The organism is Streptococcus sp. HN38, assembly GCF_028335765.1.
In the GTDB taxonomy this organism is placed as follows: domain Bacteria; phylum Bacillota; class Bacilli; order Lactobacillales; family Streptococcaceae; genus Streptococcus; species Streptococcus suis_P.
In genome coordinates, this window is record NZ_CP116604.1 from 1505198 (window position 1) to 1523317 (window position 18120).

Genomic DNA, 18120 nt, shown 5'->3' on the forward strand with positions numbered 1-18120 from the left:
GATGATAAAACCTCTCTTTTTTGTTTTTTCTATTTTACCAAAAATTCATGAAAAAAGCATGGGAAAAGAAAAGGAATTTATTTTTTGAGAACGATTGCCTCATACGGTCTTAATAATTGTCTATCCAAAAATGTAGCTTCATCGTAATTATGCATAAACAATGAATACCCTTCGCTTGATACGTCAAATGCTTGCTCATCACTGGTGAAATTTACCAGAATGAGGAAATCATCCTGATCATCATATTTACGGTAGGCCATTACCAAGCTATTTCCAGTCTCCATCACTTCATATTTTCCTTCAGACATACAAGGATACTCTTTCCGAAGAGCGATCAATTTTTGATAGGTATAGAAAAGCGATTGTTTGTCTGCAAGTGCTTTTTCAACGTTGATGTCTTTGACAGTATCTCCCAAAGCCAGCCAGGCTTGACCTGTACTGAAGCCCGCTCCTTCTGCCTCTGTCCATTGCATTGGACGGCGAGCATTATCACGACCTTTGGCATTTATAGAAGTAATCAATTCCTCCTTGGTAAAGCCATTTTCAATCCGTTCCGCATACATGCGACGTGTTTCAATATCGTCCGCTTGGCTAATATCTGTAATCGGAGTATTGATCATACCGATTTCCTCACCTTGGTAGATATAAGGTGTCCCTGACATAAAGTGAAGATAAATAGCCAACATTTTACCACTTAGCTCACGAAATGCAGGTCGATCATCACCGAAGCGAGAAATGGCACGAGGTAAATCGTGGTTATTCCAGAAAAGCGAGTTCCAGCCTTTACCAACCAGTTCAGTCTGCCATTTGGATAGAACGGTATGCAAACGTGCTGGATCAAGCGGTGCCAAATCCCACTTTTCTTTCCCTTCCTGCTGATCAAGTCCGACATGTTCAAATTGGAAAATCATCGAAAATTCTTTTCTATCAGGATGCGAATATAACTGAGCATTTTCTGGATTGGCACTCCAGGTTTCCCCAACAGTCACTAAGTCGTAAGCACCAAAGGTCTTCTCATTTAATTCCTGAATAAGAGGATGGAGAGTCGGTCCATCAGCTGTAATTAATTTTTCCGGTTCTTTTCCAATCAAATCAATTACATCTAGCCTGAAACCACCGACACCTTTTTCAATCCAAAAATTGATCATATCCCAGATTTCTTGTTTCAGAGCAGGATTTTTCCAGTTCAAATCCGGTTGCTTAACAGAGAATTGGTGGAGGTAGTATTTGTTCAGATGTGGAACGTATTCCCAAGCAGAGCCTGAGAAGGTCGAGCGTAATTCATTCGGCTCATCAGCCCAAACATAATAGTCATAATAAGGATTATCTGGTCCTTTGAGGGCTTCTTGAAACCAGAAATGTTCATCCGAGGTATGATTGAGCACCAAATCCATGATTATTTTGATATTGCGCTTATGGCCTTCTGCAATCAACTCTTCCATATCTTCCATTGTCCCAAATTCTGGAGCAATTCCTTGGTAGTCACTGATGTCGTAACCATTGTCATCCATGGGGGACTGATAAACAGGACTGAGCCAAATTGCATCAATACCTAGTTCGTAAAGATAATCTAATCTGCTGATAATCCCTCGAATATCTCCAATTCCATCTCCATTTGAATCTTGAAAACTACGAGGATAAATTTGGTAAATGACGGACTTCTTCCACCAATCTGTCTTTTGTATTTCTGGCATTTGATTGATCCTTTCTGCACAATCTTATTTAGGCAAGAAAAAGAGGTATCCCCCTCTTTCTATATAATCATATTATAACTCAATTGTGGTAATTTTTCCCTCTTCAATTTCAACAATTTCAAAGGTTTTTTCTTTTAGATTTGCTGTTAGGCGAGCAGACACCCCTGCATCTTGATTATCCCAGAAAATTTCCATACTTGTTTCATCCAGCATCTTAACGGAGAACTCCCCATCGAAAGCTGGACTTGTATTGCGGAATTTAAGGAGTTTGAACAAGGATTGTACAACTGGCCGTTGCACTTCCTGCTCAATTTCTTCCAAATCATAGTAATGGCGATTGATATTGCGGCCTTCCTTGCTTGATTCCAAAAGCTCAATATCATTTTCACCTGCAAGTAAACCAACATAGTATATCTGTGGAATACCTGGTGCAAAACATTGGAGAACACGCGCCAACAGGTAAGCTTGATCGTTATTGCCAAGGGCAGAATAATAAGTACAGTTAATCTGATAAATATCCAAATTATTGTAAGCTTCAGTGCTATAAATTTTCTTGACATTTGCACCTTGTGCATACAAGGCTTCACGGGTCTCCTCTGTCTCCTCATCCGTCAGCAAATCCTTAACGTCCACAACACCGATTCCATCATGTGTATCAAGAGTTGTAAATTGCTTGCGAGGGCAAATCTCCATCCAGTGAACCAGGCGATTGACATGACCAGAATACAAAGCGTGGAGAACCAGCATTGGCAAGGCAAAGTCATAAACATAATAATCTTGCTCGGCAATTTTCTGCTGAATGGTATAGTGTTCATGAATTTCTGGTAAGATTTCCACATCTTTTGGCGCCAATAACTGACGTGGAAAATGTAGCATTTCCCAGATATCAGGCTCCACAAAGAAACAATTGGTTCCGAGTTTTTTATTGGCATAAGCAAAGGCATCCAAACGAATGATCGAAGCACCATGTTCTGCCAATTGTTCCAGATTTTCTTGGATGAAACGGCGTGTTGTCTCTGTAGTCACATCCAAATCAATCTGCTGTTCATCAAAAGTACACCACACCTTCTCTTCACTACCATCAGCAAATGTTGCAATACGATATGGCGCACGAGGTTTACGCTTATAGATTAAATCAACATCTTCTTGCGTTGGCTCACCATTTGGCCAAAAGTTTTTATAGCGAATAAACAAATCCGCATAAGCTGATTCATCTTTCTTTTCAAGGAAATCAAGGAAATAAGGAGATTTTGCCGAGATATGATTAATCATAAAATCGAACATCAGATAGTAGTCCTTACTCAATGCTTCAATATCTGACCAGTCTCCAAATGCAGGGTCTACCTTTGTATAATCCATTGGTGCAAACCCACGGTCACCTGATGATGGGAAGAATGGTAGAATGTGAATACCTCCCACAACATCCTTTAATGGTCCCTCAAGAACTTTTTTCAAATCCTTGAGATTCTTGCCTAAACTATCAGAATAGGTAATCAACATAGCTTGGTTTTTAATTTTCATCGACATTCTCCTTTGTAAGCCTTTTCTTTTTTATTTTTTAGAAAAGGTTGAACAAGTCAACCTTTGTAATTATTTGACAGAACCACTTGTCATACCTGAAATAATATGTTTTTGGAAGATGAGGTAGACAAGTAGGATTGGGATAATTCCCACAACATATGAAGCAAATGATGGTCCATAATCACTGAAATACATGCCTTGGTAATTGTATTGGAAAAGAGGTAACGTCCACATGCTTTGATCACGATTCAAAACCAAGAGCGGTAAGAGAAAATCATTCCAGACCCAGAGGGCATTGATAATCAAAACGGTTGCGTGCATGGGTTTCATGAGCGGGAAAATGATTTTCCAGTACATAGTAAATTTATCACAGCCATCAATAGCTGCAGCCTCATCCATTTCTTCAGGAACAATGGTCTTAATATAACCGACGTAGAGGAAGAGGGCCTGAGGAACTGCATAGGTCAAATATAGAATAATCAAACCGACAATATTGTTCAAACCAAGGCTTGACATTAATTTGGTCATTGGGAGCATAATCACTTGGAAAGGTACAAAAATCCCAATAATCAAGAAAAAGTAGATAAAGTTAAACACTGTCTGGCGTTTCATTTGACGGGCTACTGCGAAAGCTGCCATTGGAATAACAAGTAGAATCAAGCCAACAGCTACAATTGTAATCAAGGCAGAATTGCCAAAATATTGTACAATCCCATCATTAAACAGGCGTTCGTAGTTATTTAAGGTGAAATTTTCAGGAAGACCAAAGAAGTTGCTCGTGATTTCCTTGGTTGGTTTGAATGAACTTATAATCGTCACAAGTAGCGGAATAAACATGAAGAGAATACCGCTGAAGAGCACGAGATAGACCCACCAATTTTTCTGTTTTTGAGTATTCATGTCTGTCCTCCTAAATTTCAAATTTCTTCGAAATTCTCATCTGAATCAATGAGATGACAATAATGAAGATGAAGAGTACTACAGCCAAAGCATTGGCATAAGAGAATTTATTGTCTACAAAGGCATAGTTATAGACTAATAAACCAAGTGATTCTGTCTTGCCGTCTGGGCCACCACTTGTCAGTGCAAAGATAAGGTCAAATGCTGTCAAACCTGATTTCATTGCCAAGATGAAAACCATACTGATAGATGGTAATAAGAATGGAAGTTCAATATTGAAGAATTGTTGAGAGCGTGTTGCACCATCAATCGCTGCTGCTTCTTTCACATCTTCTGGAATACTTTGTAAACCAGATAAGAAGATGATGACTGGCATCGCCAGCCCTTGCCAGAGAGCCACAAAGAGTACGGCTGGAATAACAGTATTTTCTTGTACCAATAAGTTTTCCATCAACCAATCAATATGTAGTAATTCTCCAATCTGTGTAAAACCATAGTTGAACAATTGGACAAAAATCAAGCCTAAAGTAACGGTTGAAAGAACTGCAGGGAAGAAATACCAGGTTCTAAAGAAACCAACAGCTTTAATCTTACGATTAAGGAGACTAGCCAACCAAATCCCTATAACAATTTCTCCGATGACCAAACCAATGGTGAAGATAATGGTAAAAGTCATAGACGTATAAAAATCAGGATTCTTCAAGATATCTAGATAGTTTTGAACGCCAATCAAGCTGAAATCTGATGTCAATCCATTCCAATCCGTCAGACTATAATAGATTCCCGTTAATAAGGGATAGAAGAAAAAGATTAACTGTAGACCAATTGGTATGGCAACAAATAGATAGGGCCAATATTTGGCAATAAAACCTTTTTGATTCATCACGATACTCCTTTTTTCTATAATGTATAGTTGCTTAGGGACAGTTTGAATGGAGTGGTTAGGGGGGATTCAAACTGACCCTAAGCAACTATAAAGAAGAGCTAGGCTGTTCTAGCCCTCCTTATAGTTTTCTTGAATTATTTTTTCATCGGATCAAAGAATGCATTCAGTTTTTTCACTAATTCTGCTGAGTTTGGATTTTTAACCATTTCAACAGTGATATTCCAGAACTCATCTTCTGATTCCCATTCAGATTGCAACCAAACTACGTGTTTGTCAGTGAAGGCATATTGTGTCACTCCAGCAGTTTCTTCAAACTTACCTTCTGTATCTACACCTTCAACTGAAGTTGGTGAGCCATCTACATCATAGTATTTCTGGATAACTTCTGGACGAGAAAGGTATTCTAGGAATTTTTTAGACTCTTCTGGGTGCTCTGTATCTGCTGAAATAGATAGAGCAAGGTCAGCTGCACCGATGGTATAGTCGCCACCTTCTTTATCGCCAGGGAAGGTAAACATACCATATTCAAATTCTGGTTCTTGTTGGTTTACAGCTGTAGCTGCCCATGTACCTTGTGGAAGCATGAGAGCATCACCTGCTGCAAAGGCTGCCACCGCATCTGCATAGAGCGCGCCTGTCGCCCCTTTTTGTCCATTGTCTTTCAACAATTGCAAGCGTTCTAACACTGCTTTTGTTGTAGCATCATCTTGAATTGCGCCTTTGGCACTACGGATTAGAATATCTTCTGCGCCATCAAATCCACCTGTAACAGTTACCCAAGCTAACTGATGGTAGCCGTTCAATGACCAAGCATCGTTCAATGAAAGAGCAAACGGTGCTGCACTGCCATCAGCCTTGATTTTGTCTACCAAAGCCACAAATTCTGCATAGGTAGTTGGAACTTCGAGCCCCAATTCTTTGAACTTATCCTTATTATAGTAAATACCATAGGCATTTGCTGTCAAAGGAAGGGTGTAATTTTTTTCATTAACAAGATATGGCATTACAGCACCATCTTTTAGATGGCTGAGACCTGCATCATCACCAATTTCTAGGAAACGACCATCCGCTGCGTATGCTTTGAAGTCCGCATTTTGTGGATAAATATTGATGACATCTGGCGCTTCGTTATTTGCCATACGGGTTTTCAGAACAGTTCCTGCATCTGGTACATTTGAAAATTTAACATCAATCGTAGGATTTTCCTTTTCGAAATCATTAATAATTTCCTGAAGAGTAGCCTGCATTTCTGGTTTTTGTGAGAAATATTCTATTTCCACCTTATCGCTACTACTTGCATTCCCACAAGCAACCAAAAAGCTGGCAAAAGCACAAACCGATGCACATTTTAAAAATGTTTTCATTTTCATATATAAAATCCTCCTAGATTTTGTTAAAAATATATTGTACACTAAAATAATCTTTTTGAACATGGGGCATGGTGAGTCCGATGTTCATTAATTCATCCCCGTAGAATGTTTCTCCTAATTGTGGGCATTCATACAAGGCATCTGGGTCTAGCCCCTTCAACCGAACATGAAGCAAAGGCGCTTCTGGCTTGGCAAGAATTTTTACAAATGTAAAGACCGCTTGATTCTTATCTTGACTAACATAATTGGCAGCCCAGGTATTGCTCGTCTTTTTCAGACGGTAGAGCTGACCGAATTGTATAGTTTCACGAATGGAGTGATAGGTTTCGATTTGCTGACTGATTTCATCCAATTCCTTTTCTGAAAGTTTCGTTAAATCCAGCTCGTAACCAAATGCTCCTCCCATCATAGCCACATTGCCTCGTGTAGCAAGAGGTGTGATCCGACCAACCTGATGGTTTGGAACTGCAGAAACGTGTGCACCAATTGAGGAAGGGGGATAAATCAAACTAGTACCTTCTTGAATAGATAAGCGCTCAATCGCATCTGTATCATCACTTGCCCATGCTTGTGGCATGTAATACATGATTCCCAAATCATTACGACCTCCACCGCCTGCACAGGATTCGAAAAGAATATCCGGGAACCGCTTTGTAAGGTGGTCTAATACACGGTAGAGACCTAGCATGTAACGATGGTGGAACTCAAAGCGCTGGTCATTTGCTAAACCTTCAGGGATATTGGTGATATTACGGTTCATATCCCATTTTACATAAGAAATATTGGCTGATTCTAATATGGAAGAGACGCTATCAATGATGTAGTCACAGACTTCCTGCTTGGTCAAATCCAAAACTAATTGTTCTCGGCTGTAGATTGGTAAGCGTCCTTCTGTGCGAATTACCCAATCAGGATGTTCACGATAAAGATCGCTATCAATAGAAATCATCTCTGGTTCAAACCACAGTCCGAATTTCATACCAAGCTCATTTATTCGCTCTGCTAAACCATTCAAACCATTTGGCAACTTATCCAAATTGACTTTCCAATCGCCCAATGAACTTTCATCATTGTTTCGTTTACCAAACCAACCATCATCCAGAACAAACAATTCAATACCAGCTCGACTTGCAACCTGAGCTAACTGTAAAATCTTTTCTTCTGTAAATTCAAAATAGGTCGCTTCCCAGTTGTTGATTAAAATGGGTCTTGGTTTGTTTACAAACGATGATCGAATGAGGTGTTTTGTGATAAAGTGATGACTATTTTGTGTCATGCCAGTAAATCCTTTATCAGTGTATGATAAGAGAACTTCTGGAGTTTGAAACCGGTCATCCTTATCCAATTGCCATGAGAAATAGTGACTTTCCAATCCTAGTCCCAATCGACTGGTTTCCATGGCTGTCGTTTCGACAAATGCTGTAAAGTTGCCACTATAGACAAGGTGGGCCGCATAAACATCGCCCTTGTCCTCACTTGCATCGGGTGAAGCTAGTGCTAAGAAGGGTGTTCTTGAGTGACTTGAAGCACCTCGAATGCTACCAATCGAATACTGACCTTTTGTCAATGGGGTCTGTGTCCACTCTTTTTCATAGGCATAACGTCCTGCCAAGCTGTGAACAATGAAATCTTGATGTGGAAAATCAAGCGTTGCAGACAAGACCTTCTCTAGTTTGCATGGATATTTGCCAGTTTGAATTGTAGCTGACCGTGCGAGATAGGAAGCTTCTTCAAAAACAGAATACTGAAGTGTTACGGTAATATCTGTCAACTGATCGTAAAGATCAATTTCAAGACTCTCTACCTCTTCTTGATTTCCAAAACTTGCTGGTAATCCCCTCAGTTCTTTTTTCCCCTTGTATAATCGATACTCTTTGTATTTTAGGTCAAGAGTGACTCCAAATTCGTTCCGAACATCTAATGCTGAGGTTCTAAAATCTCCCAGACCATTGCTGGAATATTCGAGTGGGAGGACATCCAATGAGTATGTCCTATCCCCAGTAATTGGACTCGGAGAAAACGATCGATCTAAATATGTTATTTTGTTTCCATCGCTAAATTTTTCGATTTTTTTCCCAAAATAACGATGAACCAGATCGCCTGTTTCCAACACTTGGATGATATAAGAGAATTCTCTTGTTTTCAGGTGAAAAATCTGTTTTTCATTATAAATCTCAATCACATTCATCTCTCCCATCTCTTCTTTATGCTATTATTTTACAAAATGAAAACGCTTTACTTAATAGTCTTTTGTATTTAAAACATGTTATAATGTTTCCTAGGAGGATTGAAATGAATATTCTAAATATCTATAATGAATTGGATAGTCATAATTTTGACCTAAATGTAGACCATTACGGTGCCGAACAATGTGACAAGGGCTATTCCTTCGGTCCTACTATCCGTGATAATTTTGTCCTGCATTTTATTACAAAAGGAAGAGGAAAAATTCTTGTTGACGGAAAAACAAGCTACCTTGCTGCAGGCGATTTGTTTATTCTTCCAAAGGATGTTTCCATTTTCTATCAAGCTGATGATATAGACCCGTGGACCTATATATGGGTTGGTTTCAGCGGTTCACGAGCAAAAGACCTACTTAATCAAAGTCAACTGCTAGAAAACTACTACCTCCACTCCAATCTAGAGTCACCAATTCTAGGCTACATGCATCAGATTAACCATGTTCAGATGCATCCCATCCCCTCTATCACAGAACTAGTCTTAATTGGCTATCTCAATCAACTCTTAGCAGCACTCATCGAGGAATTTCCCAGTGAAACATTAATTAAGCCTGAAACACAAACCAAGCACTATGTTCAGCAAGCCATCAAGATGATTCATAACCACTATGCCCATCCAATTAAAGTTTCTGAAATAGCAGATTTTCTAGCTTTAAGCCGAAGCTATCTCTATAAAATTTTTAAGCAGGAAACTGGCTATTCTATCAAAGATTATATTTTACAAGTAAAAATGAATCGTTCTTGTCAACTATTAGAAGATGCTTCTCGGAGTATCACTGAAATCGCCTATTCTGTCGGATACCAAGACCCTCTCACCTTCAGTGCGGCCTTCAAAAACTATTTCCATATGAGCCCAACAGATTTTAGAAATACACAAAAAAATAAGGATTAGGTGAGTTTAGTCACACCTAGTCCTTATTTCTTTATCCAAAAACCTTACCAAGTCGATGACAGGCTTCTTCAATCATGTTGAATGGTGCTGCTACATTCAGACGTGCATGATGCTTACCTTCCTTACCAAAGGTCAAACCATCATTCAAAATCAACTTCGCTTTACAATGAAGAATATCAAAGAGTTCCGCATGCTCTAATTCATAGGCAGAAAAATCAAGCCAGATGAGGTAGGTTCCCTGGGGCTTCATGACCTTGATCCTTGTATGGGTTGCCAAATACTCCTCAACAAAGTCTACATTTCTCTCCAAAATAACCTTCAACTCCTTCAACCACTCATCTCCATAAGTGAAAGCAGCTTCTGTGGTTAACAAGCCAATCGTTGGAATCTCGTGCTGATTATTTATCAATTGACGCTTAGCGAAAGTCTTGCGAATGCTTGGATTTTCAATGATTGCAAAGCTATTTTTTGTACCAGCGATATTGAAGGTCTTGGTCGCAGATGATAAGATAATTGAAAAATCTTTGAAATTTTTATCCACCGTGTTAAAGGAATAATGCTTGTGACCATACAAGGTCAAATCTTGATGTATTTCATCTGAGACAAGGATAACACCATGTTTCTGACAAAGACGTCCAATGGCCAACACTTCCTCTCTTGTCCAAACTCTACCACCTGGGTTGTGGGGATTACAGAAAATATAGAGTTTCACTTGATTCTCTACAATATCCTTTTCAAGCTGGGCAAAATCAATCCTAAAAACACCATCCACTTCAACAAGTGAATTGGTAACAAGCTGGCGATTGTTTAATTTAACAGTCCGCGCAAAGGGTGGATAGACTGGCGTGTTAATTAGGACTGCATCCCCTTCTTCTGTCAAAGATTGAATAGCCACAGATAAGGCAGGAACAACTCCTTCGATGAGCAGGATGGACTCTCTTTCAATCTTGTAGCCATGCTGTCTATCTTCCCAGTCAATAATAGACTGATAGAGGCTGTCACTAGCATAAGGATAACCAAAAACATGATGATCTGCGTAGTCACGGATAACTTGGCGAATTTCTGGTAGAGGCTCAAAGTCCATATCTGCTATCCACAAGGGTAAGAGTTCTTTATCCGTCTCTACTTTTCTCCATTTTTCCGCATGCTGGGATAGACGATTCGGACTATCTATAAAATTATACTGTGTCATATCTTATCCCTCCAAGGCTATTTTTAAATCTGCAATCAAGTCTTCCGCATCCTCAATACCGATAGACAAGCGAAGCAGGTCATCTGTCAATCCATAAGAATGACGGATTTCAGCTGGAATGTCTGCGTGGGTCTGAGTGGCTGGATAGGTAATCAGACTCTCTACTCCACCCAGACTTTCAGCAAAGGTAAAGACTTTCAGGGTGTTGAGAATATGGGGAATCCGACTTTCATCTACCACCTTAACCGAAATCATCCCACCTTTTCCTGTGTAATAAACTTGCTTGACTGCTGGACTCTTCTCCAAATAGGCAACAATTTTCTGAGCATTTTGTGTCGCCCGCTCCATTCGAAGCGAGAGGGTTTTGAGTCCACGCATGAGTAAGTAAGAATCCAGTGGAGATAGGGTTGGCCCCGATGTATTTTGGTCATAAAAGAGCTTATCATATAGGGCTTGATCATTGGTCATCAAAGCGCCAGCTAGTACATCATTATGCCCTGACAGATACTTGGTTGCTGAATGTAGGACAACATCCGCTCCTAGAACAAGTGGAGTTTGATAAATAGGGCTGTAAAAAGTGTTATCGACAATAACCTTAGCACCTTTGGCATGGGCGATAGCCGAAACCTTAGCGATGTCAAACTCCACCATGAGTGGGTTAGTCGGTGTCTCCAGATAAACATAGTCTGTCTCTTCGGTGATGGCTGCAATCAGCTCCTCCTCGGTGTTTGCATAGGTAAATTGAAATCTACCGATACTCTCTTGCTCATTGAACCAGCGGAAGGAACCACCGTACAAATCACGCGCCGCTACCACTTGACTCCCTACAGGAAAACCATTAAAAAGTAAGACCAGAGCAGCCATTCCCGAGCTCGTTGCTAGGGCATAGTCGGCCTTTTCGATAGCTGCCAAAGTCGTCTCTAGACTGGCACGTGTCGGATTTTTTGTTCTCGTGTAGTCATAACCTGTCGATTGACCAAACTCAGGGTGTTGATAGGTCGTCGAAAGGTGGATAGGGGAAATCAAGGCACCTGTTCTCTCATCGCTATTGATGCCCGTATGCGCTAAAATCGTATCAATCTTATAATCTGTCATAACATCTACTCCAATCTAACTTACAATATAGTCTAGCATGAAATAGGAGATTTGGTGTGAAAAATATCCAAAAATGCTTATAGAAAAATAGCAAGCTTTGTTATAGTTTTTCTTTATAACAATAACCATACTGGATTTACCGATAAATACTTTTAAACCTATAATTTATTTGATATAATAAAAGAAAAAGAGGTGAGTGAATATGAAATTCCAGTTTAACAAGCATTTCTATCGTTATAGTGCCTTCTATTCTATGATTTTTTGGACTTGTTTTTTTCTGTCAGACATTTTGCTAGACTCTTCCCAATCTCCTGCATGGTATAGCCTATTGGCCTCTATGATTATTTTAATCCATGCCATTCGAACCTTTTTCTTCAAGGAAGAAAAGGAGCTCACTCGTATGTGGCATATCTTCTATATCGGAATGATTCTGCTAATTGTTTATCTGAAATTTATTTTGGGAAAGTAGATTGGAGCCCACTATGTTTAAAAACTTCAATACAGCATTTTATCGGACTTGGGAATTTTACTTTTCCCTACTTTGTTTAGTGACCTTTAGTTTCGTAATTACAAAGGGAGTCTTTGGTGTGTTCGATTTTATCCAGTTTGCCTTGGGACTTTATGTCGGCTATCTGGCCTTCTTTAAACCACGTAGTTGGATTAAAAAAACATGGCAGATTTATTTGACGATTGGATTGATTGCTAGTTGGACAATCATTTCCTTCTTTGTATTGTGAGGATTTTATATGTTTAAGGAATTTAATAAAGAATTTTATCGGAGTTTGAATTTTTATTTGATGATAATGTTATTGCTGGGGAGTATAGGAGAATGGCTAAATAAGGGACCAACCTTCTGGCTTGCACTCTTGCTCTTTGCTACGGTCGGTACTGCCCGTAGTGCCTTTTGGTCTAAAGAATGGACCTTGAAAGCAAATTGGCAAATCTATCTCTGTATCGCCTTCTTGCTGGTCGGAGCTTGGATTGAATTTTTTAGTTAGATTGAAAGGAGCGTAGAATGCGTTCCTTTTTTCTTCCAAAATGGACTGAGATTTTCTGCTAAAGATGGTATAATAAAACCATGCAAAAAATTGAGTTATTAGACGGGGAGCGGATTGACCAGCTCTTCTCGACAGATGTTCAGATTATTCAAAATCGAGAGGTTTTTAGCTACTCGATCGACAGTGTCCTCCTTTCACGTTTTCCAAAAATGCCTGCTCAGAAGGGGCTGATTGTCGACCTTTGTAGTGGAAATGGGGCGGTGGGCCTCTTTGCCTCCACACGCACCAAGGCTCAGATTATTCAGGTCGAGTTGCAGGAACGGTTGGCGGACATGAACCGCCGCTCCATCGCCCTCAATGGTCTGGAGGAACAGGTCTCGGTCATCAATGACGACTTGGCAAACCTGCCCCAGTATGATTTGCGGTCCAAGGTTGATTTGATGCTCTGCAATCCTCCCTACTTCAAGGTAGACGAGGGTTCAAACCTCAATGAAAGCGAGCATTATCTTCTTGCCAGACATGAGATTGCAACCAACCTAGACAGCATTTGCCAGGTGGCCCAACAGGTGCTCAAATCCAATGGTCGCTTGGCCATGGTCCACAGGCCCGACCGATTTTTAGATATTTTAGACACACTGAGGACCTACAAGCTGGCTCCCAAACGGATCCAGTTTGTCTATCCCAAGGCCAGCAAGGAGGCCAATATGTTGCTGATTGAGGCGATCAAGGACGGCTCGGTGGATGGGCTGCACATCCTGCCACCTCTGGTTGTCCATGAAGAAAACGGCGACTATACTCCTGCCATTCGTGAGATTTATTATGGAAAATAAGGCCTACTTTTATGTCTTGGAATGTGCCGACGGGAGTCTTTATACTGGCTATACGACTGATGTGGAGAAGCGGCTTGCTACCCATAATCGTGGGAAAGGGGCCAAGTACACCCGCGCACGCTTGCCTGTCAGCCTGGTCTATCAAGAAGCCTTTGCTAGTAAGCAGGAAGCCATGTCTGCCGAGGCTTTGTTTAAGAAACGCAGTCGGCAGAGTAAGTTAGATTATATCGCAGAAATGACCGAAAAACCTCGCTCCACATAGGGCGAGGTTTTGACTTAAAATGTCTCCAAAATCGTATCAATCTTGGTCATTGCCTCAGCATAGATAGCTTCAGCCCGGCTTGGATCGGCCGATTGTCCTTCGATAAAGACCTGATGGATGTCTTCAAAGCCCAGAAACTCAAAGATAGACTTGATGTATTGGGCTGCAGGATCTTGACCTGCATAAACGCCACCATTGGACTGGATGTGCAACAATTTTTTGCCCTTGACCAGACCGATAGAGCCCTCAGGTCCATACTTGAATGTCAGTCCTGCAACGTTAATGGTATTAATCCATGACACTAATTGACTTGGCACATTGAGGTTCCAAAGAGGATTGACGACGACAATCTTATCTGCTGCCAGAAATTGCTGGGTCAAGGCATTATAGCGGTCCAACTGCTCCGCTTGTTCAGGACTGATTTCTATACCTTTTTTAACCGCTCCCATAGATTCTAACAAAGGCTTATCCAAAGCTGGAATCTGGTCTTCAAAGACATCCACTACTTCTATCTTATCCTCTGGGTGCAAACTGGCGTAACGAGTTTGAAACTCTTCCAAGGCCCGCAAGGCGTAGGACTTTTGTGCGTCGAGGGGGTGAGCCTTTACAATTAATACAGTTTCCATTGTTTTGCTCCTTTTATCACTAGTTATTGATAGTTGTATTATACTATTTTTGATTTATAATTCAAATCATCTGCTCAAAGCAAGAGGCTGGTCTCCCAGCCTCTCCATTTCTAAATTGTTCCTTATTTTAAATAAGTATAAGCAACACAGTCCAAGCTTTCAACAGCTGTAAAGCCAAGTTCCTCATAAAAAGACCGTGTTTTCTCAGTATTGTCCGTCAAGAGATGAAGCTGATAAATACCCGGAAAGTGGGTAACGGCCTGCTCCAAAAGATGACGCCCAATCCCTTGTCGCTGATAGGGTGGCAGGACCAAGATGTCCTGAATAAAAACGATTGAATGCCCGTCGCCAACTGCCCGCAAAAGACCCACTAGACGGTCACCGTCAAAGGCAGCAAGAACGAGCAGACTATGTTCCAAGGCCTTCTCTAGCATTTCTGGACGGCTAGTATATCCTGTCCAGTCCACAGAATCATAGAGGTCAAGGACAGCTTGAAAATCAAGTTGAGGATTATGTTTGTAAGTAATCATGTCTTTCTCCTTTGTATTGTTTTTTAGAATACAAAGGCTTTATCCATTGTCAAAATGCCCATAGTCTTACCTCCTGTTTTGCTACTTCTAGTATAACAAAAACCGCTCCAATTATGAAGCGGTTTTAAAATGCAGATAAGCATAGTAGATGCTAAGACTTACAACAGAAATACCAACCAAAATCATCACAAGGATAGATAGGGTTGGTGAACCCAACAAACTTACTAACTGCAACACCCCACCAATCATCAAGAAATAGCCAACATACTTTCTTCCTTTTCGTTCTATTTCATTGGTCTTGCTGTCCAATTCCTCCTTGGGTAAATAATTTCCTATCACCATATAATAGACAGACAGCAGTCCAATGACAAGCCTACGGTAATCCAATTCTCCTCCTAAATTATACCAGAGTAAAGAAACTTGAATGATGAGAGCCAGTAGCGGAAAAAACCATTTGACCACTCGAATGACTGGTGTTTTCCCTATCCCTTTCACATCATAAAGTACACTAATGAATAGGTGAACACAAAAGAATGATAGCGGTGTCAAAATCATCATATACTTGGCCATAGAGCCATTTGGCTCACCATTTACGCCAAAATGTGTCACCATGGTGTCTGGCAATGCTTTATAGTAATAAATCATCAATACAGCTATTAGTAGAAATATACTAGAAGTTGCTAATAATGTTTTTATGTCAATTTTCTTCATCTTGTTGCCCTCCAAAACTTGCAATCCAAACCAAGACTTCTTCAAAGACCGTATAGTTTAGACGATAATAAATAAAATTTTTCTGCTTTTCCTCCAAAATTAATCCAGCTTTTTTCAAAGTGGATAAATGATGAGAAACTGTTGCTCCTGTTAATTGAAATTGTTCTACAATTTCCCCAGCAGACTTCGGCCCCGACTTAAGACTATCTAGAATTTGCCTACGAATAGGAGCAGAAATTGCCTTCAAGGTTTCAGACAATCCCATAATAAGCCTCCTTGTCCATCTATTTAGAAATATTTCTAAATAGAATTATACTCTGTTTTCATTATTTGTCAAGAACTATTTCGATTATTTTCTAAATAGATTTCAAAAAAACAGACCACTCTTTATGGTCTGTCAAATACGGCTTATCTCTCACCCTTATTGCGAATCACAAAGCCTGTTTTCTTTTCACTTGATGTGCGTTGATGCGGTTTTTTGTTGTCCTGACGGCGGTTGTCACGTTTGAACTTGTCATCGCGACGGTTTCGGTCATTGCGGTCGCCACGGCGTCCTCCACGGTCTCGGTTGCGGTCACCGTCACGACGGCCACCACGTCCACCCTTGCCCTTGGCTTGACCAGGTGCAAACTTGAATGGCAGTGGTTTTTCACGTGCGATTTCCACTTCTGGCAAACTATCTGGATCCTGTACGGTCAGACTAAGTACGTAGAGAGCAAGCTCTTCAGGCGTAAATTCAGCTGCTAACTGAATAGCATCTTTCTTGAATTTATCAAAATTGCTACGGATGGTCTCATCCGCCATTTCACGCTCAATCTTTTTCAAGGCAACTTTCTTCTTAGCTTCGAATGCTTCCTGAGCAGTTGCTGGTTTGAGACCTTTCATACGTTTCTTGGTCAAATCTTCGATGATTGCCAAGTAGCCCATCTCGTTTGGCGAAACAAAGGTAATAGACTGACCTGATTGACCCGCACGACCTGTACGACCGATACGGTGAACATAGCTTTCTGGGTCCTGTGGAATATCGTAGTTATAGACATGCGTTACACCTGAAATATCCAATCCACGCGCCGCAACGTCCGTCGCAACAAGGACATCAATCTGATCGTTTTTAAAGTCACGAATAACACGTAGACGTTTGTTCTGGTCCAAATCTCCGTGGATACCTTCTGCACGGAAGCCACGCAGTTTCAAACCACGAGTCAATTCATCGACACGGCGCTTAGTACGACCGAAGACGATAGACAATTCAGGCTGGTCAACGTCCATGAGGCGTGTCATGGTGTCAAATTTTTCATGTTCTTTGACACGGACATAGTATTGGTCCACGTTCACATTGGTCAATTCCTTAGCCGCAATCTTAACGTGTTCAGGCTCTTTCATAAATTTGACACCAATACGCTTGATTGGCTCTGGCATGGTCGCAGAAAATAGGAGAGTCTGGCGACTTTCTGGCACACGCTCAATAATCGCTTCAATGTCGTCCAAGAAGCCCATGTTGAGCATTTCATCAGCCTCGTCAAGAATGAGGGTTTCAACGCCGTCAAGTTTGAGGGCCTTGCGTTTGATTAAATCCAACAAACGCCCTGGCGTACCAACAACGATGTGGGCACCTGAGCGAAGGGCCTTGATTTGTTTTTCAATGCTTGAGCCACCGTAAACAGAGCGGACTTTCACACCCTTTTCACGACCAAATTTGAAAAGCTCTTCCTGACTCTGCACCGCCAACTCACGCGTTGGGGCAATAATCAGGGCTTGTACAGCTTGATTGTTGGTGTCAATTTTGTTGAGAGTTGGCAGACCAAAGGCTGCTGTTTTCCCTGTACCCGTTTGGGCTTGACCAATCACATCTTTTCCTTCCAGAGCAAGCGGAATTGTTTGCTCCTGGATAGGTGACGGCGTTTCAAAACCTGCCTTCTCAACGGCAAGCAAAATATCTTCTGATAGATTTAATTCAGTAAATTTCAATTATGATACCAAGTGCGTTAAGAAAACAAGGTGAAAATAGGAGACTGACGCAGTGGAAAAGAATAACAGCACTATTCTTATTATAGGTCAACATCTCAGCGCAGTGGTTGATTGGCAGATTTGTTCGTATTACATACTCCAAATCTGACCGAATCAACTGTGCGGGGGTGGGAAGACGAACTCCATCGCTTTCTAGTTCTGTCCCACTCCCTATCTTTTTCACGAAGTTTTTAACACGGGTTCGAATGCTCTTCCCGAACTAGTTTCCTAACGCATTTCCTTTCTTTTACAAGGCAGTGCGAAGCTACCTTATCTCACTTTTTTTGTAACAACTATTTCCACTGGCAGCGAACTACTACTCAATGAAAATCAAAATTAGCCCTAGCTTCAACAGTCTAGGAATAG

At 40.8% G+C, this 18120-nt stretch carries 19 protein-coding genes; 6 read left to right on the forward strand and 13 right to left on the reverse strand.

Translation table 11 applies throughout. The annotated features are described in order from the left end of the window. Nucleotides 1–77: 77 nt before the first annotated feature. The 6 genes from PHA78_RS07200 to PHA78_RS07225 all read right to left on the reverse strand — a co-directional run bounded on the left by PHA78_RS07200 (nucleotide 78) and on the right by PHA78_RS07225 (nucleotide 8559). Complete coding sequence (locus PHA78_RS07200) at nucleotides 78–1694, reverse strand: glycoside hydrolase family 13 protein (protein ID WP_105101034.1); 1617 nt, start codon at nucleotides 1692–1694, stop codon at nucleotides 78–80. Between the two features lie 72 nt (nucleotides 1695–1766). Beyond that, nucleotides 1767–3215 (reverse strand): sucrose phosphorylase, encoded by a 1449-nt coding sequence (gene gtfA / locus PHA78_RS07205; RefSeq protein WP_272157901.1) that lies wholly within the window; start codon nucleotides 3213–3215, stop codon nucleotides 1767–1769. A gap of 69 nt (nucleotides 3216–3284) precedes the next feature. After that, the gene (locus tag PHA78_RS07210) at nucleotides 3285–4115 is read right to left on the reverse strand and encodes a carbohydrate ABC transporter permease (RefSeq protein ID WP_002937312.1); all 831 of its coding nucleotides are present in this window, start codon (nucleotides 4113–4115) and stop codon (nucleotides 3285–3287) included. A 10-nt stretch (nucleotides 4116–4125) separates the two neighbouring features. Continuing rightward, nucleotides 4126–4998, reverse strand: coding sequence for a carbohydrate ABC transporter permease (locus tag PHA78_RS07215; RefSeq protein WP_024379701.1), 873 nt, complete (start codon nucleotides 4996–4998; stop codon nucleotides 4126–4128). A gap of 137 nt (nucleotides 4999–5135) precedes the next feature. Further along, the gene (locus PHA78_RS07220; RefSeq protein ID WP_272157902.1) at nucleotides 5136–6371 is read right to left on the reverse strand and encodes an extracellular solute-binding protein; all 1236 of its coding nucleotides are present in this window, start codon (nucleotides 6369–6371) and stop codon (nucleotides 5136–5138) included. Nucleotides 6372–6384: 13 nt separating this feature from the next. After that, nucleotides 6385–8559 (reverse strand): alpha-galactosidase, encoded by a 2175-nt coding sequence (locus tag PHA78_RS07225; protein WP_272157903.1) that lies wholly within the window; start codon nucleotides 8557–8559, stop codon nucleotides 6385–6387. A gap of 104 nt (nucleotides 8560–8663) precedes the next feature. Here PHA78_RS07225 and PHA78_RS07230 point away from each other — a divergent pair, with 104 nt between their 5' ends. Beyond that, a complete protein-coding gene (locus PHA78_RS07230; RefSeq protein ID WP_272157904.1) occupies nucleotides 8664–9503 on the forward strand; it encodes an AraC family transcriptional regulator in 840 nt (279 codons plus the stop codon). Nucleotides 9504–9534: 31 nt separating this feature from the next. On the opposite strand, the gene PHA78_RS07235 is transcribed toward PHA78_RS07230, so the two are convergent. Further along, nucleotides 9535–10695 carry a MalY/PatB family protein gene (locus PHA78_RS07235; RefSeq protein WP_272157905.1) on the reverse strand — a complete coding sequence of 387 codons (1161 nt, stop codon included), beginning with the start codon at nucleotides 10693–10695 and terminating at the stop codon, nucleotides 9535–9537. Between the two features lie 3 nt (nucleotides 10696–10698). Continuing rightward, entirely contained in the window at nucleotides 10699–11790 is a 1092-nt protein-coding gene (locus PHA78_RS07240) for a cystathionine gamma-synthase (protein ID WP_272157906.1), read from the reverse strand. 337 nt (nucleotides 11791–12127) lie between these two features. On the opposite strand from PHA78_RS07240, the gene PHA78_RS07245 reads away from it, so the two are divergent. The 5 genes from PHA78_RS07245 (at nucleotide 12128) to PHA78_RS07265 (ending at nucleotide 13880) form a co-directional block, all read left to right on the forward strand. Further along, nucleotides 12128–12259, forward strand: coding sequence for a hypothetical protein (locus PHA78_RS07245; RefSeq protein ID WP_272157907.1), 132 nt, complete (start codon nucleotides 12128–12130; stop codon nucleotides 12257–12259). A gap of 118 nt (nucleotides 12260–12377) precedes the next feature. Further along, entirely contained in the window at nucleotides 12378–12527 is a 150-nt protein-coding gene (locus PHA78_RS07250; protein ID WP_233486239.1) for a hypothetical protein, read from the forward strand. A 9-nt stretch (nucleotides 12528–12536) separates the two neighbouring features. After that, entirely contained in the window at nucleotides 12537–12788 is a 252-nt protein-coding gene (locus tag PHA78_RS07255) for a hypothetical protein (RefSeq protein WP_029175943.1), read from the forward strand. Between the two features lie 80 nt (nucleotides 12789–12868). Further along, nucleotides 12869–13618, forward strand: coding sequence for a tRNA1(Val) (adenine(37)-N6)-methyltransferase (locus tag PHA78_RS07260; protein WP_099778786.1), 750 nt, complete (start codon nucleotides 12869–12871; stop codon nucleotides 13616–13618). After that, nucleotides 13608–13880 (forward strand): GIY-YIG nuclease family protein, encoded by a 273-nt coding sequence (locus tag PHA78_RS07265; protein WP_029944420.1) that lies wholly within the window; start codon nucleotides 13608–13610, stop codon nucleotides 13878–13880. The genes PHA78_RS07260 and PHA78_RS07265 overlap by 11 nt, the downstream gene beginning before the upstream one ends. A 14-nt stretch (nucleotides 13881–13894) precedes the next feature. Here PHA78_RS07265 and PHA78_RS07270 read toward each other — a convergent pair whose 3' ends face one another. The 5 genes from PHA78_RS07270 to PHA78_RS07290 form a co-directional block, all read right to left on the reverse strand. Next, nucleotides 13895–14506, reverse strand: a complete 612-nt coding sequence (locus PHA78_RS07270; protein ID WP_100881566.1) for an FMN-dependent NADH-azoreductase — start codon at nucleotides 14504–14506, stop codon at nucleotides 13895–13897. 122 nt (nucleotides 14507–14628) lie between these two features. Then, nucleotides 14629–15036, reverse strand: a complete 408-nt coding sequence (locus tag PHA78_RS07275; protein ID WP_100881567.1) for a GNAT family N-acetyltransferase — start codon at nucleotides 15034–15036, stop codon at nucleotides 14629–14631. A gap of 111 nt (nucleotides 15037–15147) precedes the next feature. Next, nucleotides 15148–15747: a DUF1648 domain-containing protein gene (locus PHA78_RS07280; protein WP_029944417.1), complete on the reverse strand. Its 600-nt coding sequence runs from the start codon at nucleotides 15745–15747 to the stop codon at nucleotides 15148–15150. After that, a complete protein-coding gene (locus tag PHA78_RS07285; RefSeq protein ID WP_002936205.1) occupies nucleotides 15734–16012 on the reverse strand; it encodes an autorepressor SdpR family transcription factor in 279 nt (92 codons plus the stop codon). The genes PHA78_RS07280 and PHA78_RS07285 overlap by 14 nt, the downstream gene beginning before the upstream one ends. A gap of 143 nt (nucleotides 16013–16155) precedes the next feature. Beyond that, nucleotides 16156–17715 (reverse strand): DEAD/DEAH box helicase, encoded by a 1560-nt coding sequence (locus PHA78_RS07290; RefSeq protein ID WP_024378378.1) that lies wholly within the window; start codon nucleotides 17713–17715, stop codon nucleotides 16156–16158. Nucleotides 17716–18120 lie beyond the last annotated feature (405 nt).

What these genes read in the sequence shown, in the direction of transcription:
- PHA78_RS07255 (WP_029175943.1), top strand. Translation starts at nt 12,537, where the DNA reads ATGTTTAAGGAATTTAATAAAGAATTTTATCGGAGTTTGAATTTTTAT.
- PHA78_RS07265 (WP_029944420.1), top strand. Translation starts at nt 13,608, where the DNA reads ATGGAAAATAAGGCCTACTTTTATGTCTTGGAATGTGCCGACGGGAGT.
- PHA78_RS07230 (WP_272157904.1), top strand. Translation starts at nt 8,664, where the DNA reads ATGAATATTCTAAATATCTATAATGAATTGGATAGTCATAATTTTGAC.
- PHA78_RS07215 (WP_024379701.1), bottom strand. Translation starts at nt 4,998, where the DNA reads ATGAATCAAAAAGGTTTTATTGCCAAATATTGGCCCTATCTATTTGTT.
- PHA78_RS07220 (WP_272157902.1), bottom strand. Translation starts at nt 6,371, where the DNA reads ATGAAAATGAAAACATTTTTAAAATGTGCATCGGTTTGTGCTTTTGCC.
- PHA78_RS07270 (WP_100881566.1), bottom strand. Translation starts at nt 14,506, where the DNA reads ATGGAAACTGTATTAATTGTAAAGGCTCACCCCCTCGACGCACAAAAG.
- PHA78_RS07210 (WP_002937312.1), bottom strand. Translation starts at nt 4,115, where the DNA reads ATGAATACTCAAAAACAGAAAAATTGGTGGGTCTATCTCGTGCTCTTC.
- PHA78_RS07200 (WP_105101034.1), bottom strand. Translation starts at nt 1,694, where the DNA reads ATGCCAGAAATACAAAAGACAGATTGGTGGAAGAAGTCCGTCATTTAC.
- PHA78_RS07260 (WP_099778786.1), top strand. Translation starts at nt 12,869, where the DNA reads ATGCAAAAAATTGAGTTATTAGACGGGGAGCGGATTGACCAGCTCTTC.
- PHA78_RS07285 (WP_002936205.1), bottom strand. Translation starts at nt 16,012, where the DNA reads ATGGGATTGTCTGAAACCTTGAAGGCAATTTCTGCTCCTATTCGTAGG.
- PHA78_RS07245 (WP_272157907.1), top strand. Translation starts at nt 12,128, where the DNA reads ATGATTATTTTAATCCATGCCATTCGAACCTTTTTCTTCAAGGAAGAA.
- gtfA (WP_272157901.1), bottom strand. Translation starts at nt 3,215, where the DNA reads ATGAAAATTAAAAACCAAGCTATGTTGATTACCTATTCTGATAGTTTA.
- PHA78_RS07240 (WP_272157906.1), bottom strand. Translation starts at nt 11,790, where the DNA reads ATGACAGATTATAAGATTGATACGATTTTAGCGCATACGGGCATCAAT.
- PHA78_RS07225 (WP_272157903.1), bottom strand. Translation starts at nt 8,559, where the DNA reads ATGAATGTGATTGAGATTTATAATGAAAAACAGATTTTTCACCTGAAA.
- PHA78_RS07280 (WP_029944417.1), bottom strand. Translation starts at nt 15,747, where the DNA reads ATGAAGAAAATTGACATAAAAACATTATTAGCAACTTCTAGTATATTT.
- PHA78_RS07275 (WP_100881567.1), bottom strand. Translation starts at nt 15,036, where the DNA reads ATGATTACTTACAAACATAATCCTCAACTTGATTTTCAAGCTGTCCTT.
- PHA78_RS07235 (WP_272157905.1), bottom strand. Translation starts at nt 10,695, where the DNA reads ATGACACAGTATAATTTTATAGATAGTCCGAATCGTCTATCCCAGCAT.